The following is a 25536-nucleotide window of genomic DNA, read 5'->3' as shown; positions in this document are numbered from 1 at the left end:
CGCACTGCGTGTCGGACTCCAGCGTCCCCCTACGGGGGACTTGGGGCGCCTCCCGCGGCCTCCGGCCTCCCCTGCGGGGACCGCTTCGCGGGCGGGCAAGGCGTTTTCGGCACTCGCCCCTGCGGGCCTCGGCTCCGAGCTGTGCTCGGCCTGCACCTTACGGTGCAGCAAAAACACCTTGCCCGCCCCCGTACCGGGTCGGGAGGCGGGGCTTTGCCCCCATCGAGCTTTTTTGCCGCCTGTCGCCTGCGGCTCCGGCTTGCGGCAAAAAACTCGACGGCTCCCCCACTAGGCTGCCGCCTGGACCGGGGCTGCCGCCCCCGCTTCGCCCTCTCTGGCCGCCTGTCCGCTGCGCTCCCGGCTTGCGGTCAGAGAGGGCAAAGCGGCTCCCCCAACGCGAGTAGTTGGCGTTCCGAAGAAATGTGCCGCGCCAGATGGTGTGTGGATATGTGCAATCTTGAAGGCATTCACTTGCCATTTTCGAGGCTATTTAGATGCTCGCTCTTGCAAACAAGCTTTCCTTTGGCAGGGCACCTTTCAATGGGCTTTTGCGATGTGTTTGCAGCAAACTTATGGTGGTACACTGGATAGATAAACAATAACTTCAGCGAGCGAGAATGGACAAGGTGCAAGCGGTGAAACTGCTTCAAGGCATTCTGACCGAGATAACTATGTCGGATGGTTTGGCCGCAACCGACCGTTTTAATAGCCTTCGTGACGTGGACGCCAAGGTGCGCGAAGTCCGTATGGTGTTGGAGGGGCTTGACGGTATTCCATCAACGCTGCTGGCTAGCATGAACGATGACATCGACTTCCAGGCTAACAGTCGACGTATTCGCCTGGAAACGCTTGCCAGGTATATTCAGAGCGCGCTTAAGTTTGCCAATACTGGTGCGTTTGAAAAACCGAAGAAAATCATCCATGCGCCACCTGATTTCACGCGGCTGACCAACACAGTGCCAGGCCTGAAAGAAGAGTTGGAGAAACGGTGGCGTGAGGCCCAGCGTTGCGCTCATGTAGAAGCCCATACTGGTGCTGTCATTCTTATGGGAAGCATCCTTGAGGGCTTGCTGCTTGCACGTGCGCAGCTGTCTCCATCCGCAGCCTATCAGTCACAGAAGGCGCCGCGTGACAAGGCTGGTAAGACCCCTGCCATCCATGATTGGACTCTCAGCACACTGATTGATGTGGCTGCAGACCTGGGCTGGCTGAAAATAGACCGAAGCAAGTTCAGCCATGCTCTGAGGGACTCCCGTAACGTAGTGCATCCATGGCAGGCAGTAATGACCCGTGCGAACTTCGACCAAGCGACTTGCAAGACCTCATGGAATGTCCTCGACGCTTCAGTTGATGACCTCTTCAACTCTCTGTCTTGAATCAGCGGGCATCCGGCGCGAAAAATTGGGAAAAGGGTCACTGGTACGTTTGGGTTGCCGGTCCACGAATAGATTGATACGGAGGAGTTGAGTGGACGATAGGGAGTTCATTGCTGACCGCGTGGCGGCCCTGAAGGAGTCCGTCAGGTATTTCGGCAACAAGTATAAGTCCGAGCGTGAGCGCTGGGTCTGCAAAGAGTTCTTGATGAATTTGGATGTGCCGTTTGAGGAAGCTGACATTCGAACGCCGGATACTGATCCGCCAGATGTTGAATTCTCAAGTGCACGTTTTGAGGTCAAGGAAATTCTTGATCGGGGCAGGAAGCGACATGACGAATACAAGCGTGAGCTGGCCAAAGCCCAGAATGCCTCCGATCCGCAAGAATTGGTAACGCTGTACACTCCCCAAGACATCACTCCTGCTGAGTTGTGCGACCTTGTCCGCACTCATTTAGCCGAGCTGGGTGACGATTACCTCGCCGACAGTCGCCATAGCATGGACTTGGTGTATTACGTGAATCTTAAACATCACATGTTGCAAGCGGGGGAAATGCCCGACGTCAGCGATTTAAATACGATGGGCTGGCGTTCAATATGTGCCCTAATGCATAGAACTTCATTTGTCCTTTATGCTGCCGAGCACGCCCCTTGCTTTATCGCTGAGCGCGGCGTAAGCGTGACGGTACGACCTTCTCATGTTGAGTGAATAATGAGTACATGCCTTCAGCGCGTCGCAGATGAACACGGAGACTTGTGCGGCGTAATGAAGTTTTATGGGTAAAATCGGGGCGGGGCTCTGCAATTTCTCGCTCTTGATAACTAGCCTCACTTTCTTGCATATTTTCAAAAAATTATTATTGAAATCATCAGGGGGGGGGCGCAGTGCCCACCCTGGTTGTCGAAGAAGTTGTGTGCTATCCCTCTCTATGCTTTTGTACAGTCCCCATTTTCTTCAGCATGACCGAGCTGCCACCGGGTTGCCATGGTAAAGCAGGAATTGTCGGAAACTTGATGTTGTCGAAATGTTCAGCTATCAGTTTGAATGGTAAATCTGACCCGTACCCATCAGTAATGGGGCCATCTCCCGTTGTATGTCCCATAACACGTTGCAGATACTTGCTAGGTATGCCGGCGGTCTCGAGCATGTCTTTCATCGTATGACGGAAGGAATACAGCACCTTGCGTGAGTCTTCGATTCCCAGCGCCCGGACGTAACGGCCGAAGAACTTCGAGAACGAACCGGATAATTTTTCGTGCCAATCTTTTTTGAGAGTGGGAAAGAACATCGTTTCCCGCTTGGTGCGAAGCCATTCAACATAGCGAAGCAAACCAAGTTCGATCAGCTGGGACGCGACTGGAAGTCGTCGTTCCGATTGAGCGTTTTTCAACGTCCGGCGATGGCTTGCTGGCACGCGCTCATCGAAAAGATCGCTGTCTTCGTCGGATGGCCTATCGATCACGACCAGGTACCATCCCAGGGCGTCATCGCGCTGCAGGTCGCTCAACGCGAGACCTGCCACTTCTTCCGGGCGCGCGCCAGTGTAGAACATCAAGAGAGGAATCCAGTAGCTGGCTTCGCCGGACTGGCCTCGTGAGCGGTGGTGTTGCATAAAAATGTCCGAACCAAAAATCAGATTCAGGTCTGATGCATCAAACGGTAAGCGTTTCTTGCGTCGTTTCTTGACGCTGTTTTCTTTGAAGCCAAGCGTGTTTTCTGCAGGATTTGATTCGAGCTTGTGCTTGCCGACGGCAATCCGGTAAATCGCTTTGATTTTGGAGATGCGCTCGTTAATCGTATCAACGGCCAGGCCTCGCGCTTGCATGCTTTCCGCGAAGTCGGTCATGTCCCTCGGCGTGACCTCGGCTGGCGAGAGGTTGCGACCCTTTGACGTCAGGAACCGCCGCAGATCGCGCCAGGGCGTTTGCGCCGCGATGGCTGTAGATTTCGGACGGTTATCCACGTATGTTCGCCAAACTTCGAAGATAGCGTCCCAATCTGGCTTATCTGGACTGGTAGGGGCGCGCTCCGGAGCGATGACTTGCAGAGGGTGGGGTACGGTTGGTGCGACGACATCAGTTTGTACCGGTTCACCCCGCTGCCGCGCCAACTGGAGGTCTAACGTTTCTACGATGGTTCGCAAGAAGGCATAGGACGCACGTTTAGCCTCGGCTTGGTCCGGATCAAAATCAAGCCCGCACAGATGCAGAAAGCCCTGGAGGGCAGGAAAAAATGGAGCGGTGTTTCCCTGTGCAAGCATACGGCCGAATTCCTGGCGCTGAGAGGTCAGCTTTTCCCCGAGTTCGTCAAACTCTTCGTCGTCAAGTCCATCCTCGCGCTGCTTGTCGTCAGACAGAAGCACCTGTCGCGCCCAGAACTTGGCGGTGCTCTGAAGCTGATCGTCGCTCAGCGTGCTAATGCGCTTTGCCGCAAGGGATGCTCGGCTCAACTCCAGGCGTTCACGCGCTTGAGCGAACTCAATATCGATTTTGGCCAATTCTGCGTGGACTCGGACCTTGGCCTCACGGATGTCCGATGTTCCCAGGCTGCGGGTGATATGTTTCTTTTTTGGGGGATACGCCGCCCGCAGGGCGGCAGGAATGCGGCGGCGCACGTACTTTTTGCCGCTTTTGCCGCGTTCATAGATATGTTCGAAGATTGCTTTCATGTCTGTTGCACCTTGTTGTGTGACAGACGGTATAGCAAAAAAGAAGCTTGATGACGAAAAAAATGCTTGATTCCCTAGGAAATCAAGCACCTATTTCAAGAAACGTATTCTGTGGGGTGGCTGATGGGGCTCGAACCCACGACAACAGGAATCACAATCCTGGACTCTACCAACTGAGCTACAGCCACCACTGTCTTACTTACCTGTTTAGCTGTTTTGCTGAACAGGTGCCGAATTATACAAAGAACTCGGCAAAGTGGCAAATCTAAATGCAGTCTTTTTTAAAGAATCGAAAGATTGCCTGAAAACGCCCGATTTCCCTCACACGGACAGGTGGGTGACGGGCGGGTGCAAGTCCAGCAAACCGGCGAAGGCTTGCGCCAGCGACTCGACCGTGGCCGTCGTGTACCCCTGCAGCTGCGGCGCATCGTTGCCGGTGCGGCGCAAGCTTGCCGCGTCGAGCAAGCGGGTCAGCTGGCGTGCCACGGCCTCCCCGGTGTCGACCAGGGTGATCTGTTGCGATGTATGCGCGCGCACCGTGCGTTCGATAGCGTCCTGCACGAACAGGTAGTGCGTGCAGCCGAGCACCAATGTGTCGACGCCTTGCGCCAGCACGGGCGCGATGTAGCGCTCCAGCATGGCACTGGTGGCGTCCAACGGGTCGTTGCCCAGCTCGCACTGCTCGATGCGGTCGGCCAGGCCGATGCACGGTTGCAGGATGAAGGTGGCGCCCGTGGCGGCGCTGACCTGCTCGCGCAGGGCCAGCAGCTTGTCGCCGCGCAAGGTGCGCTCGGTGGCCAGCACGCCGATCTTGCCATTGCGGCTGATGGCCGCCGCCGGTTTCAGGCCCGGCTCGACGCCGACGATGGGCAGTTCCGGGTAGCGCGCGCGCAAGGCCTTGATGGCGGCGATGGTCGCCGTGTTGCAGGCGACCACCAGCGCCTTGACGCCATGCCCGAGCAAATAGGCGGCAATCGCCAGCGAGCGGTCGACGACCTGCTGTTCCGTCTTGTCGCCATACGGCGCATAGCCGGAATCGGCAACGTAGATCAGGTCTTCCTGCGGCAGCTGCGCGCGGATATGGCGCAGCACGGACAGGCCGCCCACGCCGGAATCAAAAATGCCGATGGGGGCGCTGGCGTGGGCATTGCTTGCAGTAGAAGTCATAGGAAACCGAAGAGGATGAAAAACGCCGCGCTGGTATTGCCGCGCGGCGTAGGGTAGTGCCTGTTTAAGCGACCGTCACGGGGATCTGGCTGACGCTGCTATTGAGCTGCTCGATCTTCGCCTGCCATTCCTTCGGACCCGTGTTGTGCACCGAAGTACCTTTCGCATCCACGGCCACCGTCACCGGCATGTCGACGACGTCGAATTCGTAGATGGCTTCCATGCCCATGTCGGCAAAGCCCAGCACCTTGGCGTGCTTGATGGCTTTCGACACCAGGTAGGCGGCGCCGCCGACGGCCATCAGGTAAGCCGACTGGTGCTTCTGGATCGATTCGATGGCGACGGGGCCGCGCTCGGCCTTGCCGATCATGGCGATCAGGCCGGTTTTTTCCAGCATCATGTCGGTGAACTTGTCCATGCGCGTGGCGGTGGTCGGACCGGCCGGGCCGACGGCTTCGTCGCGCACGGGATCGACCGGGCCGACGTAGTAGATGACGCGGTTCTTGAAGTCGACGGGCAATTCCTCGCCCTTGGCCAGCATGTCCTGGATGCGCTTGTGCGCGGCGTCGCGGCCCGTCAGCATCTTGCCGTTCAACAGCAGGGTCTGGCCCGGCGTCCACGAAGCGACTTCTTCTTTCGTCAGCGTGTTGAGGTCGACGCGCTTGGATTTTTCCGTGTCCGGCGTCCAGTGCACTTCCGGCCACGACGACAGCGATGGCGGTTCCATATAGGCCGGACCCGAGCCGTCGAGCACGAAGTGGCCGTGGCGCGTGGCGGCGCAGTTCGGGATCATGGCGACCGGCTTCGACGCGGCGTGCGTCGGGTGCATCATGATTTTCACGTCGAGCACGGTCGTCAGGCCGCCCAGGCCTTGCGCGCCGATGCCCAGCGAGTTGATCTTGTCGCACAGCTCGATACGCAATTCTTCCAGTTTGTTCTGCGGGCCGCGTTGTTTCAGCTCAAACATGTCGATGTCTTCCATCAACACTTCCTTCGCCATCAGCATGGCTTTTTCGGCCGTGCCGCCGATGCCGATACCCAGCATGCCAGGCGGACACCAGCCGGCGCCCATGGTCGGCACGGTCTTCATGACCCAGTCCACCAGCGAATCGGACGGGTTCATCATGATCATCTTGGATTTGTTTTCCGAGCCGCCGCCCTTGGCAGCGACTTTCACGTCGACGGTATTGCCTTCGACCAGTTCCATGTGCACGACGGCTGGCGTGTTGTCCTTGGTGTTCTTGCGGTCGAAATGCGGGTCGGCCACGATGGAGGCGCGCAGCTTGTTGTCGTCGAAGTTGTACGCGCGGCGCACGCCTTCGTTGACGGCGTCGGTGACCGTGCCGGAGAAGCCCTCGAAGCGCACGCCCATGCCGATTTTCAGGAAGACGTTGACGATACCCGTGTCCTGGCAGATAGGACGCTTGCCTTCCGCGCACATGCGCGAGTTGGTCAGGATTTGCGCGATCGCATCTTTTGCCGCCGGGCTTTGCTCGGCCGCGTAGGCGCGCGCCAGGTGCTCGATGTAATCTGCAGGGTGGTAGTAGCTAATGTACTGCAACGCTGCGGCGACGGATTCGATCAGGTCTTCTTGCTTTATGACAGTCATGGTGTTCTCGCGGTAGATAAGAAGGGTAAGACTCTTTACTAATTACTGCATCGGTTACTGCATCGGAGTGACAAAACCCACGACCGCCGTTGGCAGTCATGGGCTTCTGGCTCAATGGTTGCGTGCCTGGTTTTGCGTGACCGTCATGATGCGGTCCGTGTAGGCAATCGCCATCGCCGACAGGATGAAGACCATGTGGATCACCGTTTGCGCGATGATCACTTCGATCTTGTACGAGTTGGCGTTGATAAACGTCTTCAGCAGGTGGATGGACGAGATGCCGATGATGGCCATCGCTAATTTCGTCTTCAGCACGGAAGCATTTACATGCGACAACCATTCCGGCTGGTCTGGGTGGTCATCGAGGTGCATGCGCGAAACGAAGGTTTCGTAGCCGCCGATAATGACCATGATCAGCAGGTTCGAAATCATGACCACGTCGATCAGGCCTAATACCACCAGCATGATGGTCGCTTCGTTGAGCTTGGTCGGCAGGGCGCTGCCCGGCACGGCAACGGCCGTCAGCACGTGCTGCAAGGCGGCATCATTGCCGAACACGGCGCCGATCAGGTCGGACAATTCCACCCAGAAATGGAATACATACACGCATTGTGCGAGGATCAGGCCCAGGTACAGCGGCAACTGCAGCCAGCGCGACATGAAGATGAAGGCGGACAGTGGGCGCAGCTTGGTATGTTTGGCAGACGGTGGTAGGTGGTCGATCATGTGGAGGTTCCTGGGGGAGTAAATACCAATTTTTGGCATGCCCGACATTTTACACTTGCTACCGATCACTGCGCATGGCCTTGCTCTGGATTATTGGGTTTGATGAAATACAAAGTGGTATTGAACCTTCGGCGCAACAGGCATTTTCCCAGCGAAAATACTGTACGGCGTCCCCTTGACTCCTATTGCCGAAGGCGCTTATGGTTAGTATGGACAGAGCAAAACGCAGCATAAAACGCGCAATGTAAGGCGTCCGTAAGACAGGGCGCTTATCGTGTTAGCAAACAATTACTACACTGGAGACAAGCATGGCCGGTACAGAAAACCAAGGGCAGGGCACGGAACAGCAGGGACCAGAAGAGTCGCGCGTATTTAACCCATCGGCAGCGTTTGCCGCGCAGGCAACGATTTCCGGCATGGACGCCTACCGCGCCATGGTGGCCGACGCCGAGCGCGACTACGAAGGCTTCTGGGCCAAGCTGGCGCGCGAAAACCTGAGCTGGAAGAAGCCGTTCACCCGCACCCTGAACGAAGACAACGCCCCATTCTACAAATGGTTCGAAGACGGCCAGCTCAACGTGTCGTACAACTGCCTCGACCGCAACATCGAAAATGGCCTGGGCGACAAGACGGCCATCATCTTCGAAGCGGACGACGGCACCGTCACCAAGGCCAGCTACACGGAATTGCACGCCCAGGTCTGCAAATTTGCCAATGGCCTGAAAGCCAAAGGTATTAGCAAAGGTGATCGCGTGATCATCTATATGTCGATGTCCGTCGAAGGCGTTGCCGCCATGCAAGCCTGCGCGCGCATCGGCGCCACGCACTCCGTCGTCTTCGGCGGCTTTTCCGCGAAGTCCTTGCAGGAACGCATCATCGACGCGGGCGCCGTGGCCGTCATCACGGGCGACGAGCAATTGCGTGGCGGCAAGAAACTGCCGCTGAAAGCCATCGTCGACGAAGCGCTGGCGCTGGGTGGCTGCGATTCCGTGAAGAACGTCATCGTGTACAAGCGCACGGGCAGCGACTTGCCGATGGTGGCCGGCCGCGACACGTGGCTGCACGACCTGGTCGAAGGCCAGAGCGCGCAATGCGAGCCGGAATGGGTCGATGCCGAGCATCCCCTGTTCATCTTGTATACCTCCGGCTCGACCGGCACGCCGAAGGGCGTGCAGCACTCGAGCGGCGGCTACCTGCTGTGGGCCGCGCTGACGATGAAGTGGAGTTTCGACATCAAGCCCGACGACGTCTTCTGGTGCACGGCCGACATCGGCTGGGTGACGGGCCACAGCTACATCGCGTATGGCCCGATGGCCGTGGGCGCCACGCAAGTGGTGTTCGAAGGCATCCCGACCTACCCGAACGCGGGCCGTTTCTGGGAAACCATCAAGAAGCACAATGTCAGCATTTTCTACACGGCCCCCACGGCCATCCGTTCACTGATCAAGGCGGCCGACGTCGACCCGAAAGTGCATCCAAGCAACTACGACTTGAGCAGCTTGCGCCTGCTGGGCTCCGTCGGCGAGCCGATCAATCCGGAAGCGTGGATGTGGTACTACAAGAACATCGGCGGCGAGAAATGCCCGATCGTCGATACCTTCTGGCAAACGGAAACGGGTGGCCACATGATCACCCCGCTGCCGGGCGCGACGCCGATGGTCCCCGGTTCCTGCACGCTGCCATTGCCGGGCATCATGGCCGCCATCGTCGACGAAGCGGGCCAGGACGTGCCGAACGGCCAGGGCGGCATCCTCGTGGTGAAGCGCCCATGGCCATCGATGATCCGCACGATCTGGAACAATCCCGAGCGTTTCAAGTCCAGCTATTTCCCGGAAGAACTGGGTGGCAAGATGTACCTGGCAGGCGACGGCGCCATCCGCAACAAGGATACGGGCTATTTCACCATCACGGGCCGCATCGATGACGTGCTGAACGTGTCGGGCCACCGCATGGGCACGATGGAAATCGAATCGGCCCTGGTGGCCAACCCGCTGGTGGCCGAAGCGGCCGTGGTGGGCCGTCCGGACGACACGACCGGTGAATCGATCTGCGCCTTCGTCGTCTTGAAGCAGGCGCGTCCGACCGGCGAGGAAGCGAAGAAGCTGGCCCTGGAGCTGCGCAACTGGGTCGGCAAGGAAATCGGCCCGATCGCCAAGCCGAAGGAAATCCGTTTCGGCGACAACCTGCCGAAAACCCGCTCCGGCAAAATCATGCGCCGCCTGTTGCGCGTGCTGGCCAAGGGCGAGACGATCACGCAAGACGTCTCGACCCTGGAAAACCCGGCCATCCTGGAGCAGTTGAAGGAAGCGTCCTGATGTTGTTTCGGTAGCCGAAACCCAAACCAACGACCGGGGTCGGAACCTCAGGGACCGACCCCGGCCCTTACCGGCTTGCTGTATCGCGCTACTTTTACCCCACGGTAAATAACTTTGGCAGTCCGTAGAATCTTTGCTATAATCTGCGGCTTCGCGACAAGCGAGAAATAGTACGCAATGCGAGCAAGTAGACGCATTGCCTGCAGGAGAGGTGGATGAGTGGTTGAAGTCGCACGCCTGGAAAGCGTGTATAGGTTCATAGCCTATCGGGGGTTCGAATCCCCCTCTCTCCGCCAAGGATATAAGCGGCTCCCCAAAGGGAGCCGCTTTTTTTTGTGCTATTCATCGAAGTTGTACTATTTTTTTCACACTTGTGTAGTGGAAATATCTTTTTATTTAGTTTCCCCTAGGAACTTTGTCTTTTATTTTGTGGTAGCCTTGTTGTTTAGACTGCAACCACTTGGAAGGCAAATTAATGATTTTAAGAAACGTAGTATTTCGTTGCGGGGTTTTCTTGAGTCTGGCTTTAGCACAATCTATTTGTGCTGCTCAAGCTAGCTCGCCTCCAGCAGGTGCACCTCAAGTAGCAAAACCCCAGCAGCAACCGCCTAATTCAGCGACGCAATTGAACGCGTTGCCGCCCGCTATTCCTGCAGTGGCGCCTGCACCAGTCATTGCTACGTCGACTGGCGTTGCTCCTCCTGCAATGGTCACCCCAGGAGATATTCTGGCATTGTCAAGAATTGTATTAGATACGTCACGCGAGCACTCTCAAGCATCTGCTGACCGAATGCAAATGCTGATGTACTTCTTCGGTGCACTGGGTGCTCTTGTGGCTTTTTTTGGATTCCGAGAGTGGAAGGCAGTAATTAAGCCAACAAAAGATAAGCTTGAGAGGCTGGAGACTGCACATGCGGGACACATCGAAGAGCAAAAGAATAAATTTGATGAGATTGTTCGTGCGCACAAAAATGATCTTGATGCGCAGATGCAGGCGGTAAAGGGAGATCATCAGTTGCAGATGCAGGCAGTGAAAACTGACCATGAAACACAAATGCAAAAAATGGTTGAGGAGTTTACAAGCCGCATGCATCGTAATGCGGTAGCGCTTATTGCCTCGCAGTTGATATGGGATGTCATTGACAGGTCTGAACGGGAACATATCAGCGAAGCCGTGAAAGAGGACCTTTACCGCGATGTAGTTAGTCGTGTTGATAAAGTGTGCGGGCCAGGAGATGACTTGATGGATGGCTACTTAACTGCAATATTGCTCATTCGTAAGGCTTATGTGCTTAAACGATTAGGGGAGTTTGCTTTCGCCTATGAGACAACGGTACGTGCGTTGGCGGTAGCAGGTGAGAATCCACATGTTTCCTGGCTCTACAATGCGGCTTGTTATGCTGCTCTAGCAAGCTTGCCCGATCAGTGCTGTGAGTATTTGACGAAGGCCGTGCAAGTGAGTGCGGAAATGCGTGAGGACGCGAGGACTGACTCAGATTTCGATAGTGTCAAGACACTCGACGCGTTCATCGCACTGGTTGGCTAAAAAAAAACGCAACGATTTTCGTTGCGTTTTTTTATATATCTTTGCGATCTACTCTTGACTAATAGCAATCAAGCATCCGGTTTCTTGTCTAACATACATGCTCCTCAGGGGGTGGGGGTAATTTAAGTATAGGCTAAAATTTCCTGAATGCAAAATTTTAGGGCGTCTACTCAAGTACTAACAACATCACTAGTATTATTCAAACACTTTAGAAAAACTACTTTTTTCGTAAAACTTTACAGCAGTTACACTTACTTATGATCTGCGGCAATCATCGCTCATAAGTTGGCCTAAGAGCGCACGATACGTAACGACAAAAAAAACCCCAAGCTTTAACGGACTGGACGTACAAGCTCTGGCTTTCGTCTGTAGACGCGTTCCGTGATGTGAACGTTTGCATGTGAGAGGAGTATTCTAGCATGCTCCAGAGAGGATGCATCACTAGCACATTTTGCACGTAGGTCATGCTCTGTAAATTTTTCGACCACTCCTGTCTCTTTCATGACCCGCTCTGTGAACCCGCGCCACAGCGATTCCCACCCACCGGCCCGACCGCTACGCTCGTCAAAGTAGCACTCACCATTACGATTGCAGAAGATGTAGGGAGTCAGCTTGACGGGGCGTGCTTCAAGGGCGCTACCAATCGCGGAGCGCAACTCATCTGACCACTCAATGATCAAACTCTTACCTGTCGAATCTTGTGTTTTTCTTGGTGTGACGTGGACGCCATTTTCCTTCAAATCAGCTACCGTAAGACGCAGCAAATCTCCACGCCGCATGCCGGTTAGTAAAGCGATGCGTATGTATGCTTGGACGGCCAGAATGCTCCCAACTTTTCTCTTCGAGTCAAGTGACAAGCATTCCAAGATCTCCCAGTCCTCGACATATCTAGTACGCGCCTTCTCCCCTTTTAAGCGTACCTCACCTTTAAATGGATGTCGATCAATAAGTCCCCATTCCACTGCCTTAGTCAATGCATGGGAAAGCACTTCCATCTGGCGTCTGGCTGCAGTCTTGGCCTCGCTACGATCAATGAACTGGTAAATGTGGCGAGGCTTGATGTCCAGCAGGCCCATGGCGCCGAAGGCTGCCTGGATCGGCTTCAACGTTGTTTTGTTGTGGGTCTGCGTTGTGATCTTCTTTTCAGGGATGACTTGCAGGGCGTACCGCTCCATCAACTGCCCAATGGTTTTCGCGTCATCGATGTACTTGATACGGTTGGCCCATTCCGTGTACGCCTCTGACAGAGTACGACCCAAACGAAACGTCTTCTTTCCATCCCAGGCGCCTTCATGGCCAGGGGGGACTTGGTAATAGTACCCGCCATGCGTATGGCGCCAGCGGCGTGGCAGCCCTTGATTTTCCTTGTTACGCGCGCGCGGCATTGAGTGCTCCCCAGTTCGGTTCAACGGAGGAGCGCTGGCGGCGCTGCCCTGGTGCGGCGCCGAGTACTTGCTCGACGTGCGAGCGCAGCACAGCAAGGCTGCCATCAGGGCGCGCACGATGCTCGATGCCCATGGCACGCATAACCTTCGCCTGCGCGCTGTGTTGCTGGCGTGCGGTCAGTTCGCGCAGCTCGTCCATATCAAGAAACATTTTCATTGTTTACCTCAGTTGACTGTTTGTTCGTGCGCGTCGGTACGGACTGCAGCGTCGCCAGCGGCACGGCCCGGTACATGCCCGGCCACTGGTGATCCAGCTCGACCCACGCGTGCAATTCGCCATTGCCCACGTCGCGGCGCAGGTCGTTGACGGTGCCGGCCTGGTAGCCTTCGTCGGTATCGAAGGTCACTCGGTCACCAATTGAGACTGGCTGAGAAATTTCAGTTGTTAGCATGGATATCACTCCTTTTTATATTTGCGTTGCAGATGCGCCAAATGCGCGCTTGGCCCGCCTGGTGGCCGTTTTTTGTGGTGCAGGTAGATGGCTTCGGTATTAATCCGGGCGCATGGCGCGCCCTCCCTATCAAAACTCCGTCCAGCGTTGAAAGACGAAGTGAATTTTTTGTTTTCTGGCACTACGTCCGTCGGCGCTTTCGTTGCCTGCGTATACTTATTTACACCAGTCCGAGGAACGGCAAGGGCCACCCCGGCCCGGTCTATCGTCCAGCGGTACCGGGTGGACTCGTAGACCGCATGCGGCTGCGCCGCCAGATACACACCTACGGGCCTGTGCGCCTCCACCTGCTCATAGCGCCCTTCGACGTCCTCTGCCCGCTTGGCAAGCTGTATCGCGGCCTGGCGGCCCACGGTAGGCCCGCCCATGGCCCGTATGAAGCGGGCGAAGTCGGCGCGCTGGGCGATGGCCGGATTGTCGGACTCCACTTTCTGCGCGGCCCGATAGGCTTCGCGGATAGGCTCAGGCGCATTGCGCACCGACTCCTCCGACAGGCGGCGGAACTCGCGCCACACGCCCACCGGCACGCCGCCGATCTGCTGGAACTGGCGAATGCCCCACACCTGCGACCAGTACGTGACGCGCTGGGAGGCGGTGAATTCCATATTGCCGAACATATCGGGCGCGATGACGTAGGTTCTGCCGTCTTCGAATACCTTGTGATCCCCCACCCCGGCGCCGTCGATGTTCTTGCTGACGTATTTGGCGATATAGCCCGCCGCCGTGCCTTTTCCGGCCTCGATCCTCACCAGCTTGACGCGGTTTTTGATGGCGCCTGGCTCGTCACGGTCTTCATGCATGGCGTAGGCGCTTATCACGCATTCCATCGCGGTCTGGTGCTCAGGCGCGACGAACAGCAGCATGTGCCAGTGCGGGCATCCGTCCGTGTGCGGCTCAGCAATTCGGAAGCCGTAGGGGCGGATACCGCGACGGTGCAGCGATGACCGGATACGCTTCCATACGTCCGCCAGATAGGCCTGCGCCGCGCGCGGCGTCGGGCTGCCGAATTCCGTGTACTTCGCGTTCGTGCCGCCCACCGAGTGGTATTTGCTGGGACAAGTGACCGTCCAGAACATGCCGACGTGGCGCATCTTGTCGGCCACTTCTTCGAAGCCGCGTATGCGCAGCATCAATTCGCCTCGGCGCAGGGTTTTGTTGCCCATGCCCAGCGCGGCCAGTTCGGCCAGACTGTAGACGTCGCCGTGCTCGTTGATGGCCGAGACGGCTGCCAGTGCCTTCTGGTTTGCCTCGTTTTGCGCCGCTTGTGCCAGGCACGTTTCACGGCTGACATACGGATCAGCGCGCACGTAGGTCAGGCCCAGCTGGATCGACGTGTGCTCAAAGCGACGCATCAATTCCTTGCGCAGTGCGCGGCGCCACCATGCGTGATCTGCTGCGCGCGCGATGTAGCCGCCTATCGTCTTCTTATCGTCAGGCGGCAGCACGCCGCGCCTGGCGCATATCGCATCAATTGCCGCCTTGATGGCGTGCTCATCATGCAGGCGTGCGCAGACCTCGTAGCACTCGCGGGCGGCCTGCAAGGCGGCCACCGATATTGCACCTGGTCCGGTCATGGCGCCATTGCTGTCGGCCAGCGGCAGGCGGTGATCGTCGGCCAGCACAGCATCGACTACGCGCTGGCGCAGCACGTTCAAGCCGCCGAACATGCTCTGCACGGCGGCGGCCATGCGTGACGGTATGCCCATGGAAAGCATCAATGCACCTTCCCACTTGTCTCGGGCATGCGCCCGCCATTCATACATTTCTTGACCACACTGAGATTGCCTTGCAGCTTGTCCAGTTCGACCCAGATGCGGCCGCGCTCCAATGCATTGAATTTATTTAGGGCGTCGCGTGCACGCTCTTTTGGCATGCGCGCCGACATGACGGCTACCATGCGAGCGGCCAGCGGTACACGCGTCCAGTAGGCGGCGCGGATAGCCTCGACGTCTGCCGGTTTGGCGATCATCGCCAGCACAGCCGCAGAGCGTTCCATGCGCTGTTCGCGTGGTGTTGCATTGATCTGCGCGGACACAGCGTCCATTTCGGCCAGAAACGCCCTGGTTTCCAGCTCTTGTTTGGTTAGAGTAGGGCCGGCGACTGCTGCGACGGCTGCCAATTCATTGGCTATGCTGCGCATCACCACTCCCTGATCCAGCCAAAGGCAGACATCAACACTGGCGCGAACATGACCAATCCGGCCAGCAGACCGCTGCAGAATGTTTTCAGATTCTCTTTCATTAATTTTATCTTTCTTGATTTGAACGAGTTCAACACACTCAAAACCTTGTCGCGCGCAGCCAAAATCTCGGCGGCAGGCTGGAAGGACAGGTGGTTGTCGATAAGGGACGCCGGCATGGTTCAGTCCTTGATAGCGCCGATGGCCTGCAGCACGGCAGGGGCGATGACGATCAAGAGCGACAGCAGCCAGATGCCGCAGGTTTTGGCCAGGCGCAGCATCAGCGTGCCTCTTGCTTTGAAAAGTACTCTGCCCAATAGGACAGCGTGCGCGAGGAGCCATTGCTGTGCCGGACGCCTTGTTCTGTGGCAAACATGTAGTGCAGCTCGATGGGTATGCCGCCGACCAGCACACGCTGGTGCGCAGGGGTAAAGAAGCCCGCGACGTTCAGTGCATTTGCATCGCTGATGATGAAGGTGATGTTGGCGGCGCCGAAGGCATGATAGGTTTTTGCAATCTGGTGTACGGAGTACGACAGCGCGTCGATGCAGGCGCCAGCGCTGGCTTGCAGCAGGAAGCAAGCCGGAGCCACCGGAACAACGCATTGTTGCAGGGCCGGGCGGGGCGTGGCCGGCGCCATGGATTGGTCGGCATGACTGGTGGCGTGCAACGTGTTTTCCATCGGTTTTCCTTATTTCAGGTTGAACGAATCCCGCACGCTCAAAAGGGAGCGCTGCAGGGCACAGCAAAAGAGGGGAGTTACGGCGGCCGGGCTACGGCGGCGCGAGGATCGGGATAGTCATCAGCAGCCCGCCGTCAGGTCCAGGGCTAGCTGGCTGGTGGCTGCCGCGCGCGCATGCTGGGACATCGGGATGCGGATGTCCGGCTTGGGCATGGCGGACAGCGAGAGGGTGCGCAGCACTTCCAGGCCTGCCACGAAGGAGTGCCCGCAGTCGGGGTTCTGGCACATGTAGGTTATTTCCTTGAACATGGCAGACATCGTGCGGCTTTTGACAGCGCGTACGGTATAGCTGCAGTGCGGGCAGGGCAGGCCGATGACTCTCATTTCAGCTTTCTTTCCACTTGGTATAGGGCGCGACCGCGACCCGTCATGCTTTTTGACTGCTTGCGTAAGCGCGACTTGACGAGCCACTCAGCCGCTTGCTCAATGCTTGCCAGTCCTTGCCGTTGACGCACGAGTTCCAACGCTGCAAGTTCTTCGTCATTGATATGAATTTCGTGATCGGGCATGTTCGGCAGCTTTTCAGTTACTCAAAAGTTACTATTCAGGGACTCGGTTTAAGCGCTGCGACGCTGTACGCTGTCGATGTCGTCAGTAGCAATGGCGGCAAGCGCTTCACGCATGACGATCTGGCGTACCAGAACGGCTAATTCTTCGCCCTGATAATTGGCGATCGAGGAAACGAGCTGGTGCTCATAGTCGTCCAGGCGCAGCATGACTTTATGTTTGCGGATACGTTTTGCATCGGGGTACATGGGCCTGCTCCTGTGCAGTTAAGCGTGATGGACAACGGACAATTGGACGAGTTCGGCTTCGTAAGAGTTCAGGCCACGCAGCAGCATCAAGCGCATGAAAGACGCCCGTGAACGGGAATCCTGCTGCGCAAACTTTTCTACACGCTCAATCTCAGGAGGGAGCAAACGAATAGGGATGGGCTGCGAAAGTGGGTTCTTTGGCTGCCGCGTCACTGGGGCGATAGTTGTCATAAGGTATGATTTGTATACGTCACATGGTAATGACGTAAATATAGTGCGAAAAACCGCACTTGTAAAGTAAAAGGTGAGAAATTGCGTGAAATAATTGGAGTGCGTCTTAAGGCTGAGCGGGAACGACTTGGCTATAACCAGGCTGATTTTGCGGCAATAGGTGGGGCATCAAAGCGCACGCAGATCGATTGGGAGCAAGGGAAGCAAGTGCCAAACGCGGAGTTTCTAGCTGCTGTTTCGGCAATCGGGGTTGATGTGCTCTATGTTGTGACGGGTCAATTCACGCCTGGGAACTTGAGCGCGGACGAGAGTGAAGTTGTTGCTGGATACCGCAAGATGGATATTCGCGGAAAGGCTGGTGTGCTTGGCTTAATCGGTGGAATGAATCAGCCACAGAACCTTGTGCAGCCAGTGCACCATGGTGATATTGGACAAAATATCTACGGCAATATCACCGGGCCAAATACAGTAAAAATGCCCGATAAGCGTAAGAAGAAACCCATTTGAATGGGATGCTTTTCCTCACCAATAGTCGGTGAGAGTAGGCTTTATTTTGCGTTAAATGTTGTTAAATTGAAATTATAAGTTGTAAAGATGTGGATTTCGGAATGGATAGACCAGAATTTAGCGGCGATGTTGGGCAGAATGTCTTTGGAAATATTGTTGAAGCCCCTCGGCTGAACAATGTAGTTACATTGCACTTGGGCGCAGAAAAAATTGACGTTGAATTAATTACCGATTTCCAACGACGTCGTATCAATGCTCTGGTGAAAGACCTGTCTGCACTTACAGGTGACCATCCCTTGGACGTGTACAGAATCATCATTACTGACTTCGGTTTAAAGAAAATCAAAGAGCTACCACTTGCGAGGTACTCGGAAGTAAAAAATCTATTGGAGACTTGGATAAAAGATGCCAAGTCTGCCGATATCCCTACAGATCAAGGCGAAGCACTTTCAGAAATTCCTGCCTCACCGCGACTTGTTGTGGCAGGCAATGCTGAGAATTCCTGCCAAGTATGTGAGGAGCGAGCCGCTAACCTCAGCAAACTTCAACGAACTGCAAGGGTACGATTGATTTTGCTTAGCATGTGTTTAGCTGCGTGCGGCTGGCTTCTATACAAGTCTCCTGTAAGCGGGGAGTTAAGCCCTTCTTCCGTAGATAGTAAGTGCTACATTGCCGGAAAATCCTACTCGACGGGGCATATTGAAAAATCTAGGGGAAGCGTCCCCGTTGAATGCGTTGGCGCCACTGGCGATTTGCCGGCTATGTGGCTTCCCGCTAATCGAGCGCATTAACGACAGCAGTTGCATTGTTTTCGGCTTGGTAAAGTCTGTGAGCCTCCCGTAATTCGGCACAACTACGCTACTGAAGCCGCCTCTGCCGGCTTCCATGGTTCCTCGCTATTTTCCCGAATGATCTCGCGCACCTCCTTGATGTGCTCCCAAGCCAGTTTCGCCGCCCGCTTGGCGCCGTGCTTGCTCTGGTAAACATGCTCCAGCGTCTTAAGCGTGCCCTTGGCCCCGGCCTGCTCCTGCCCCGCCTTTTTCTTCTTCGCCGCCACGTCCTTCCACTTGGCCACCACGCCCGTGATGCCTTCGTCCGGGTCTTTCTCGTCCTCGCGTTCGGCCTCGACCGCTTCCGTTTTCGTTTCAAACTCCACCCGCGTGGTAAAGCCGCTACCGCCCAGGCTGTGCGTGACCTTGACCGATAGCCACTCGGTGGCGTCGATCTCGGGTTTGAAGCCTGTCACGGTCACGGGCGATTGCGGGAACATGGCCGGGTTGCCCAGGGCCAGGCTCATTTCAAAGGTGGCCAGGCCGCGCAGGATGCGCTGCCATTCGGCCACGGCCGCTGCGCGCGCGTCCGTTTCATTGGCGAAGGTGGTGCGCAGGCGCTTGCTGTTGCCGGGCACGCCGGCCACGACACTGCGGCGGTGCGCGTAGCGCTCGTCGTGCCAGAAGGCGCGCACGCCCGTGTAGGCGTCGCTCTCGGCGCTGTGGTAGCGGTGGCCGTCGCCCAGGGCGCGCGTGATGGGGATGACCGGCAGCGCCTTGCCGCTGGCCGTGCGGCTGTCGTTGATGGGGATGAAGAGCAAGGTGTCGTTCTTGACGGTGGCCACCGCGTCGTATTTCCTGCCCAGCCGGCGCAGGAAGGCCGCATCGCTTTCGTGCGTCTGGTCGATGTGCTCGATGGCGGTATCGCGCAGGCGTGCCGACACGCCCGACGCCAGCTCGTTGCGGAAGGCAATCGCCTCAATGATGGCGCCCAGGGTGGTCTTGTGAAAGCTGTGTTCCTGTTGCTGTTTAAAGGTGTCGATCAGGTTGGCCGATCTGGCGCGCAGGGTGATGGTGTCGGGCGCGCCGCTGTGCTCCACCTCGTCCACCGTGAACTTGCCCATGTCCACCAGGCCAGACGCTTGCCAGCCCAGCGCCAGGGCGATCTGCGCGCCACGCGGCGGCATGGCCAGCTTGCCGTCGCTGTCGTCGAGCGAGATATCGAGCTGGTCGCTCTCGTCGCCACGGCACAGCGTCAGGGTCAGATTGATCAGCCGCGGCGAGACGATGGCCGTCAAATCCTTGTCCTCGATGCTGACCTTGAAGGCGGGGATATGCTCGCTCATTTGAACTTGTCCGCCGCGCTGCCGATGGCACCGCTGATGCTGCCGCCGATCTTGTCTTTCATCTCGCTGACCACGCCGCCGTATTTCGACGTGATGCCGCCGACCACATTGCCTACTACGCTGCCCACGGCATTCTTGGCCGCGCCCGCAATGCTGCTGGTCATGCCGTCGATGCTGAGCATGTTTTTCAGGTCGCCAATGTCGCCCAGGCCGACCATGGCCAGCACGCCGTCGTCGTCGCGCTTGAGCGCAATCGAGAACTCGACGCGGCGCGCGGCGCCGCTGCCGTCCAGGATGGTGCGGCCTTCCGTCATGCTGGTGATGCGGTATGAGCCGAGAATGCGGCCCGTGCCCTGGATCAGAATCCACGATTTGCCGGTGTCGGCCATCATGCGCAGCGCATCGAGGGAATAGAGGGAACCGGTCAGCTCCGGCGCCACCCAGCCCGACAGCGTAATCGTGTCGTCACCTGGCCCCACATACTGGTGCGCGTCGCGCATGCCCACGCGGGCCGTGCTGGCGTGCTTCCATTCCGTTTGCCGCTGCAGCTCGTGATACGCCAAGGTCGGCAGGCTGAACACGAACATTCCTAAAATCATCATCATGGTGGCTATTCCTTCTTAATCGTGGTCGCGCAGGGACGAGCGGATGCGCGCCGCCTTTTCGCGGTCCCGTTGCTCCATTGCCGCATACACGGCGCGCGCGATGGCTTGCGGATCGGAACCGGCTTGCGCCTGGATCGTGATTTCGATTTTGTCGCCCTGAATCGTCATGCCGGCGCCGAACGCGCCCTGTGACAGTGGGGCGCGCGTATCGAAGGCGCTGGCGGGTAGGGCGGTGGCCGTGCCGATGGCAATGCCGGCACCCAATTGCGTCAGGCGCTGCGCCAGGCCGGAAACCTTGGCAATCGGCGCGCCCTCGCTGCGGTCCAGGCCCACGGCCAGGCCTTGCATGGTGTAGTCGCCGAGCTGGGCAAACACGCGGCTTGGGCTGTGAATGCCCAGCTTTTCCTTGAACCAGGCAATGGTGCTGGAACCGGCATTGCTGATGGCTTCCTTCACGGCGCCCATGGAACCCGTGATGCCGTTGACTAGGCCGCGCAGGATGTTGGCGCCGAAGTCGGTGAACTTGGCCGGCAGCTCGATGCCGAACCAGCTCATGACGCCCGCGAACGCTTGGTAAAACACGCCGACGGGTGACCAGTTGATAATCAGGGCAGTGATGCTGCCCATGCCGCCAGCGCAGACGGTGCGCAGGCGCGCCCAGATATCCGCGAAGAAGGCGGAAATAGGCGCCCAGGATGCGGTAATGCGCTGCAGGATGCTGGCGCCGAAGTCGGTGAACTTGGCTGGCAGCGCGATGCCGAACCAGCCCAGCACACCCGCGAAGGCGCGATAGAACAGGCCCAGCGGTGACCAGTTGGCGATCAGGGCGCTGACGCCGCCAATGCCGCCCGCAAAGGCCGTCTTGATGTGCGACCAGATGCCTGTGAAAAACGCCTTGATTGGCTCCCAATATTTGTAGACCAGGTAAGCGGCGCCGGCGATGGCTGCAATGGCCAAGATGACCCAGCCTACCGGCGTTGTCAGCAGGGCTGTACCGAACCCCAGCGCGGCCCGGCCGGCCCACATGAAGGCCCCACCCAGGCCGCGCATGATGGGCGTGAGCACGCCGCCCGTTACGCCCATCTTGGCGAACATGACGTGCAGCATGGCATACGGGCCGATCAGGGCGGCAATGCCCAGCATCAGCGGCCCCAGTACCAGCAGCAGGCCGGCCAGCACGGCAAAGCCAGCGATCATGACCTTGGCCACGGTCGGGTTGCGCTCCATGAAGCCGTTCAGGCGCGTCATGGCGGCAATCGCCATTTCCAGCCCCTGCGTGTACATAGGCAGGATTTTTTCACCCATGACCAGCTTCAGGTCGGAGACCTTGGCAAGCGCTTCCCGTTCCGCGCCGGCCCCAAGGCCACGCGCGCGGACGTGCAAATCGTCCATACCCTCCGAATTCTGGTTCAGGCGTTCGCTCTTGCGGATCTGCGCGCGCTGATCGACCATGCGCATCAGGAAGGCGGCGCCGTTGCTGTTGGAAACCAGGGCGCCGATTTTGCTGTTGATCTCGTCCTTGTCGGTGATGCCCTTGGCCGCCAGCTTGGGCAGGAACACTTTTTCAATCCAGTCGAGCGGGCTTTTCTGGAACATTTCCCCTTCCAGCAGCGCGCCGGCCTGGATGTATTTGATCTGCCCCACCTTGTCATACTTGATGTGCTTGCCGCTCAACAGGCCCAGGCTTTGCATTTCCCTGGCCGCGCGCTGCGTGCCCTTGCCCTGGTAAATGTTGTTGTACAGGGAACGCCAGCCCACGCCCGCAGTCGAGCCGCCCAGTTCCTGCAGCATGGGCTCCATCTGGTTGAAGAAGGCATTGTCGTTCAGGCCTTTGCCGGCCACGCCGCTGCGGATCGTAAATTGCCGCCAGTCTTCGCCGCCGACCCGGCCGCCCGTCGCCGCGATTACCTTTTGTATGCGGTCCGCATCGCTCTTGAAGGCTTCGACCGATCCGGCATTGCCGCGCAGCTCGATGACCTTTTGCATGGCGAACAGTTGCGCATTGCGCTCGCCGGCCGAATCGGGATAGAGCGTGTCGTTGATGAATTTCATCTTTGCCATGCTTGGCAGGGCCATTTCGGCGTGGTGGCCATCGGCAAAGATCGAGATGGAATCGCGGATCATTTCCGTCTTTTCCAGCTGGCTGACGCCATACGTCTTCAGTTCCTTGGCAAAAGCAATCGCGTGCTCTTTTTCCTTGGCTGTGCGTGTGCCCAGCGCACGGATGCGCGCCGTTTCTATTTCGTAGTGTTTCGCTTCGTGTAGTCCCTTGACGACGGGCGCGGCAACCACGGCGCCGGTGGCAGTCGCGCCGGCGCCCGCGATGGCCATGGTGCCAGCCTTGCTGCGCAGTTTGTCGGCATGCTGGGTGGCGTTGGTGACGCGCTGCTGTTTGGCAGCGGATGCCGCCAGGCGCTTTTGTTGCGAGGCCAGTTCAACGTTCGTCAACTGGATACTGTTTTTTAGCCATTCCTGGGCCTTGCCCAACTGGCGCGTGTCGATGCCGGCGTCTTTCAGACTGGTGCGCAGGACGCGGAATTGCTGGCTCTGTTCTCGGCCTTTCAGCGTCAAGGCCTGCGTGACTTTCGTCGCCGCCTTCAAATCACGCGTCATGGCGCGTGTAGGAGACTCGGTCTGTTTTATGCTTGCGGCCAGCTCTTTTACTTTTTTTTGAGCTTCTTTCAGCTCAACCCCCGTTGTTCGAATACCGCTATGTAGTTCACGGAATTTCCCAAGGTTCCTTTGCTGCGTGTTCAGTTCACGCAAGCGGTCGCTGGTGGCTTTCAGCGCCTTGGCCGTGTCACTGGAGCCGCCCATGATTTTTTTCAGCGGGCCGGTGATCTTGTCCAGCGCTGCAAACACTACCTGCAACTTCAAATCCCGACCAGCCATCTATTCCGCTCCGCTTCGCTGCCTGGCGCGTTCGCGCCAGGCCATCAGTTCATCAATCGTAAAACCGTCCATCGCTGTCGGCGTCCAGTGAAAGACGGCGGCAATGTCGGCCATGGCGTCTTCTACTTCGTCGGGGATACCGAAAGGCGATCGGCTTTGCTCGCCAAAAAACCGGCAACCTCGGCGCCCACGGCCAGCAGGTCGGCCGGGTCCATGTTGGCGATGTCGTGCGCCGTCAAGGTCGGCTCGGTGATGCGTGGCAGCACGATTTGCAGGGCCGACACATTCAGGTTGGCCAGCTCGATCAGGGAAATGCCGCGCAGCGCGCCCGCCTTGGGCTTGCGCACGGTCAGCGAGGTGATGAAGGTATCGCCGCGCTTGATCGGCTCGTCCAGTTCGATGACGGCTTGGTTTTGGGTATCGTTGTGCATGGTGTGTTCCTTGTGGTGTGGTGGTGAATAAAAAGGGTTACAGGCCGCTGGCCTTGCGGATGGCCGCATTGGTATCGACGCCGCCGATGTTCTCGATGCCGCTCATGAAGTCCAGTTCGATGACGGTGGCGCCGTCGATCATCAGCTTGTAATAGCTGCAGGCCATGGTGTATTTATGCGTGGTGTCGTCGCCCATCTTGGCGCCGCCCATGTCGATTTCCTTGTAGCGACCGCGCACGACCACTTCGACGGCGGCGACGTTGCCGTCTTCGTCGTTCTGGTAAGCGCCAGCGAAGCGCAGCATCACGGCACCGTGCGCATGCGCGCCGTATTGCTTCAAGGCTTCGGCGATCAGGCCGCCGCCGCTCCATTCCAGCGACAGTGCCTCGTTGCCGAAGTCCACGGACACGGGGCCGCTCATGCCGCCGGCGCGGTACTCTTCCATCTTGCGGCTGAGTTTCGGCAAGGTGACTTCGGGCACCATGCCCATGAACAGCACGCCGTTTTGAAATACGTTGAATTGCTTGAGTTTGTGGGGCATGCCCATAGCGTTCTCCAGTGGTCAGTTGCGCCCGCGCACGGCGGGCACGGGGTCGGTTAAGCGGCGATGCGCGAGGCGAAGTCGGCCAGGTAGCGGTCGGTAATGCGTTGCTGGAAGCGCAGGTTTTCCAGCGGCGGCACGGGCGTGTAGTCGTAGTCGATGGCCAGCTTGCCGTCTTTCAGCCCTGTCTTGTCGTTGTACTGCTCGTCATACCAGGCCTGGCCGTCGATGATGTAGCCCTGCAATTTCAGGTCGCGGAACTTGGCGTTGATGCTTTCCAGCAGGTCGCGCACCAGGGACGGGTGCAAGGGCAGGTCAACAAAGGCGAAATGCGCCTCGGCGATTGTGTCGGCCAGCACCTGGGCCGTGCGCGTGTAGCTCTCGAAATAGAAGAAGCCGCCCGGCGCCTCGCAGGTGCGCGAACCCCAGAAGCGATAGCCGCCCATGTTGATCAGAGTGGTCACTTCCTTGGCGTTGAGCACGCCGGCGTCGGTGGCCGGATCTTGCAGATCAAAAAACACGTCCTTGCTGATGCCGGTCGGACCATTCACGACCACGTTGGATAAGGTCTTGTGCCAGCCCGTTTCCTCGTCGATCTTGGCGCGCAGGCCCATGGCGTAGGCCACGGCGGAAATGCTCGCCTCCTCGTCGATGGCGGTATCCCAATTGACAAAATCGGGCCAGATGATCATGACCTCGCGCTGGCCGAACTGGCCGCGATAGGTGGTGGCGGCCACCACGTTGCTGCAGCCGTACGCGGAGGCATACACGAAGGCGCGCAGTTGCTGCGCCACGCTGGCCAGGGCGTTGGTGACGGCCTTGGTGTCCAGGCCCGGCGCGCCCAGGATGCGCGGTTTCACGCCCAGCTTGCTTTGCGCGGCCAGCAAGGCTTTGACGCCCAGGTACTTGCCGTCCGGCGACACGCCGCCCACCACGTTGGTGGTGGTTTCCGCTTCCGTCTCGCCATCTTCCACGCGCACGACGATGGTCAAGGGCTTGGTCTGCGCGGCAATGGCTTCCAGTGCGCGATACAGGGTGCCGGTCTTGCCGGCCTTGCCCATGGCGGCCAGCACGTTGGTAACGAGCACGGGCGTGTCGAGCGGGAAGGCGGCCGGGTCGGCGTCGTCGGCCGTGGCGATCAGGCCCAGCACGGCCGTGGACACGGTGCGGATGGGGCGCGAACCCTCGTTGATTTCAATGACGCGCACGCCATGGTGGTAGTCGGTGGCCATTCT

General features: G+C 58.1%; 27 protein-coding genes and 2 tRNA genes. 7 read left to right on the top strand and 22 right to left on the bottom strand.

The window, feature by feature from the left end; all coding sequences use genetic code 11:
* Positions 1–617: 617 nt before the first annotated feature.
* Both YQ44_RS21345 and YQ44_RS21340 read left to right on the top strand, forming a co-directional pair.
* Positions 618–1376: a hypothetical protein gene (locus YQ44_RS21345; RefSeq protein WP_071325107.1), complete on the top strand. Its 759-nt coding sequence runs from the start codon at positions 618–620 to the stop codon at positions 1374–1376.
* A 91-nt stretch (positions 1377–1467) separates the two neighbouring features.
* On the top strand, positions 1468–2082 hold the full coding sequence (locus YQ44_RS21340) for a DUF1780 domain-containing protein (protein WP_071325106.1): 615 nt from the start codon (positions 1468–1470) through the stop codon (positions 2080–2082).
* A 208-nt stretch (positions 2083–2290) separates the two neighbouring features.
* Here the strand turns inward: YQ44_RS21340 and YQ44_RS21335 are convergent, their stop codons facing one another.
* The 5 genes from YQ44_RS21335 to YQ44_RS21315 all read right to left on the bottom strand — a co-directional run bounded on the left by YQ44_RS21335 (position 2291) and on the right by YQ44_RS21315 (position 7544).
* Positions 2291–4042, bottom strand: coding sequence for a DUF6538 domain-containing protein (locus YQ44_RS21335; protein ID WP_071325105.1), 1752 nt, complete (start codon positions 4040–4042; stop codon positions 2291–2293).
* A 112-nt stretch (positions 4043–4154) separates the two neighbouring features.
* Positions 4155–4230 (bottom strand) — tRNA-His (locus YQ44_RS21330).
* Between the two features lie 133 nt (positions 4231–4363).
* A complete protein-coding gene (gene murI / locus YQ44_RS21325) occupies positions 4364–5209 on the bottom strand; it encodes a glutamate racemase (protein ID WP_071325104.1) in 846 nt (281 codons plus the stop codon).
* Between the two features lie 64 nt (positions 5210–5273).
* The gene (locus YQ44_RS21320) at positions 5274–6818 is read right to left on the bottom strand and encodes a fumarate hydratase (protein WP_071325103.1); all 1545 of its coding nucleotides are present in this window, start codon (positions 6816–6818) and stop codon (positions 5274–5276) included.
* 111 nt (positions 6819–6929) lie between these two features.
* Positions 6930–7544, bottom strand: coding sequence for a YqhA family protein (locus tag YQ44_RS21315; protein WP_071325102.1), 615 nt, complete (start codon positions 7542–7544; stop codon positions 6930–6932).
* Positions 7545–7852: 308 nt separating this feature from the next.
* Between YQ44_RS21315 and acs the strand changes: the two genes are divergently transcribed.
* The 3 genes from acs to YQ44_RS21300 all read left to right on the top strand — a co-directional run bounded on the left by acs (position 7853) and on the right by YQ44_RS21300 (position 11405).
* Positions 7853–9859, top strand: a complete 2007-nt coding sequence (gene acs / locus YQ44_RS21310) for an acetate--CoA ligase (protein ID WP_071325101.1) — start codon at positions 7853–7855, stop codon at positions 9857–9859.
* 205 nt (positions 9860–10064) lie between these two features.
* A tRNA-Ser gene (locus tag YQ44_RS21305) sits at positions 10065–10155 on the top strand.
* A 164-nt stretch (positions 10156–10319) separates the two neighbouring features.
* The gene (locus tag YQ44_RS21300) at positions 10320–11405 is read left to right on the top strand and encodes a TPR end-of-group domain-containing protein (protein ID WP_156894946.1); all 1086 of its coding nucleotides are present in this window, start codon (positions 10320–10322) and stop codon (positions 11403–11405) included.
* A 332-nt stretch (positions 11406–11737) separates the two neighbouring features.
* Here the strand turns inward: YQ44_RS21300 and YQ44_RS21295 are convergent, their stop codons facing one another.
* The 10 genes from YQ44_RS21295 to YQ44_RS28415 form a co-directional block, all read right to left on the bottom strand.
* A complete protein-coding gene (locus tag YQ44_RS21295; protein WP_083411991.1) occupies positions 11738–12790 on the bottom strand; it encodes a tyrosine-type recombinase/integrase in 1053 nt (350 codons plus the stop codon).
* On the bottom strand, positions 12774–13007 hold the full coding sequence (locus YQ44_RS21290) for a DUF4224 domain-containing protein (RefSeq protein ID WP_083411990.1): 234 nt from the start codon (positions 13005–13007) through the stop codon (positions 12774–12776). The genes YQ44_RS21295 and YQ44_RS21290 overlap by 17 nt, the downstream gene beginning before the upstream one ends.
* A complete protein-coding gene (locus YQ44_RS21285) occupies positions 12991–13197 on the bottom strand; it encodes a hypothetical protein (RefSeq protein ID WP_071325098.1) in 207 nt (68 codons plus the stop codon). The genes YQ44_RS21290 and YQ44_RS21285 overlap by 17 nt, the downstream gene beginning before the upstream one ends.
* A gap of 50 nt (positions 13198–13247) precedes the next feature.
* Entirely contained in the window at positions 13248–15017 is a 1770-nt protein-coding gene (locus YQ44_RS21280; RefSeq protein WP_198043792.1) for a replication endonuclease, read from the bottom strand.
* Positions 15017–15442, bottom strand: coding sequence for a hypothetical protein (locus tag YQ44_RS21275; protein ID WP_071325096.1), 426 nt, complete (start codon positions 15440–15442; stop codon positions 15017–15019). The genes YQ44_RS21280 and YQ44_RS21275 overlap by 1 nt, the downstream gene beginning before the upstream one ends.
* Positions 15442–15660, bottom strand: coding sequence for a hypothetical protein (locus tag YQ44_RS21270; protein ID WP_071325095.1), 219 nt, complete (start codon positions 15658–15660; stop codon positions 15442–15444). The genes YQ44_RS21275 and YQ44_RS21270 overlap by 1 nt, the downstream gene beginning before the upstream one ends.
* A 101-nt stretch (positions 15661–15761) precedes the next feature.
* Positions 15762–16163 (bottom strand): hypothetical protein, encoded by a 402-nt coding sequence (locus tag YQ44_RS21265; RefSeq protein ID WP_071325094.1) that lies wholly within the window; start codon positions 16161–16163, stop codon positions 15762–15764.
* Between the two features lie 120 nt (positions 16164–16283).
* Positions 16284–16472 carry an ogr/Delta-like zinc finger family protein gene (locus tag YQ44_RS21260; protein WP_232250957.1) on the bottom strand — a complete coding sequence of 63 codons (189 nt, stop codon included), beginning with the start codon at positions 16470–16472 and terminating at the stop codon, positions 16284–16286.
* A 71-nt stretch (positions 16473–16543) separates the two neighbouring features.
* Entirely contained in the window at positions 16544–16732 is a 189-nt protein-coding gene (locus YQ44_RS28420) for a hypothetical protein (protein WP_083411988.1), read from the bottom strand.
* 48 nt (positions 16733–16780) lie between these two features.
* On the bottom strand, positions 16781–16978 hold the full coding sequence (locus YQ44_RS28415) for a hypothetical protein (protein ID WP_083411987.1): 198 nt from the start codon (positions 16976–16978) through the stop codon (positions 16781–16783).
* Positions 16979–17290: 312 nt separating this feature from the next.
* On the opposite strand from YQ44_RS28415, the gene YQ44_RS28410 reads away from it, so the two are divergent.
* Complete coding sequence (locus YQ44_RS28410; protein ID WP_083411986.1) at positions 17291–17716, top strand: helix-turn-helix domain-containing protein; 426 nt, start codon at positions 17291–17293, stop codon at positions 17714–17716.
* A 101-nt stretch (positions 17717–17817) separates the two neighbouring features.
* Positions 17818–18507: a hypothetical protein gene (locus YQ44_RS29140; RefSeq protein WP_156894945.1), complete on the top strand. Its 690-nt coding sequence runs from the start codon at positions 17818–17820 to the stop codon at positions 18505–18507.
* A 62-nt stretch (positions 18508–18569) separates the two neighbouring features.
* Here YQ44_RS29140 and YQ44_RS21250 read toward each other — a convergent pair whose 3' ends face one another.
* The 7 genes from YQ44_RS21250 to YQ44_RS21225 form a co-directional block, all read right to left on the bottom strand.
* Positions 18570–19832, bottom strand: coding sequence for a phage late control D family protein (locus YQ44_RS21250; RefSeq protein WP_071325091.1), 1263 nt, complete (start codon positions 19830–19832; stop codon positions 18570–18572).
* A complete protein-coding gene (locus tag YQ44_RS21245; RefSeq protein ID WP_071325090.1) occupies positions 19829–20437 on the bottom strand; it encodes a phage tail protein in 609 nt (202 codons plus the stop codon). The genes YQ44_RS21250 and YQ44_RS21245 overlap by 4 nt, the downstream gene beginning before the upstream one ends.
* Before the next feature lie 15 nt (positions 20438–20452).
* Positions 20453–23050, bottom strand: coding sequence for a hypothetical protein (locus YQ44_RS21240; RefSeq protein WP_071325089.1), 2598 nt, complete (start codon positions 23048–23050; stop codon positions 20453–20455).
* 279 nt (positions 23051–23329) lie between these two features.
* Entirely contained in the window at positions 23330–23443 is a 114-nt protein-coding gene (locus tag YQ44_RS28405; RefSeq protein WP_083411985.1) for a GpE family phage tail protein, read from the bottom strand.
* A gap of 8 nt (positions 23444–23451) precedes the next feature.
* Complete coding sequence (locus YQ44_RS21235) at positions 23452–23760, bottom strand: phage tail assembly protein (RefSeq protein WP_071325088.1); 309 nt, start codon at positions 23758–23760, stop codon at positions 23452–23454.
* Positions 23761–23797: 37 nt separating this feature from the next.
* Positions 23798–24307 carry a phage major tail tube protein gene (locus tag YQ44_RS21230; protein WP_071325087.1) on the bottom strand — a complete coding sequence of 170 codons (510 nt, stop codon included), beginning with the start codon at positions 24305–24307 and terminating at the stop codon, positions 23798–23800.
* Positions 24308–24357: 50 nt separating this feature from the next.
* Positions 24358–25533: a phage tail sheath protein gene (locus tag YQ44_RS21225; RefSeq protein WP_071325086.1), complete on the bottom strand. Its 1176-nt coding sequence runs from the start codon at positions 25531–25533 to the stop codon at positions 24358–24360.
* Positions 25534–25536 lie beyond the last annotated feature (3 nt).

The sequence above is a fragment of the Janthinobacterium sp. 1_2014MBL_MicDiv genome, from assembly GCF_001865675.1.
Lineage (GTDB): Bacteria > Pseudomonadota > Gammaproteobacteria > Burkholderiales > Burkholderiaceae_D > Janthinobacterium.
Note: the sequence above shows the minus strand (reverse complement) of the source record. Positions and strands in the feature narration are given on the sequence as shown.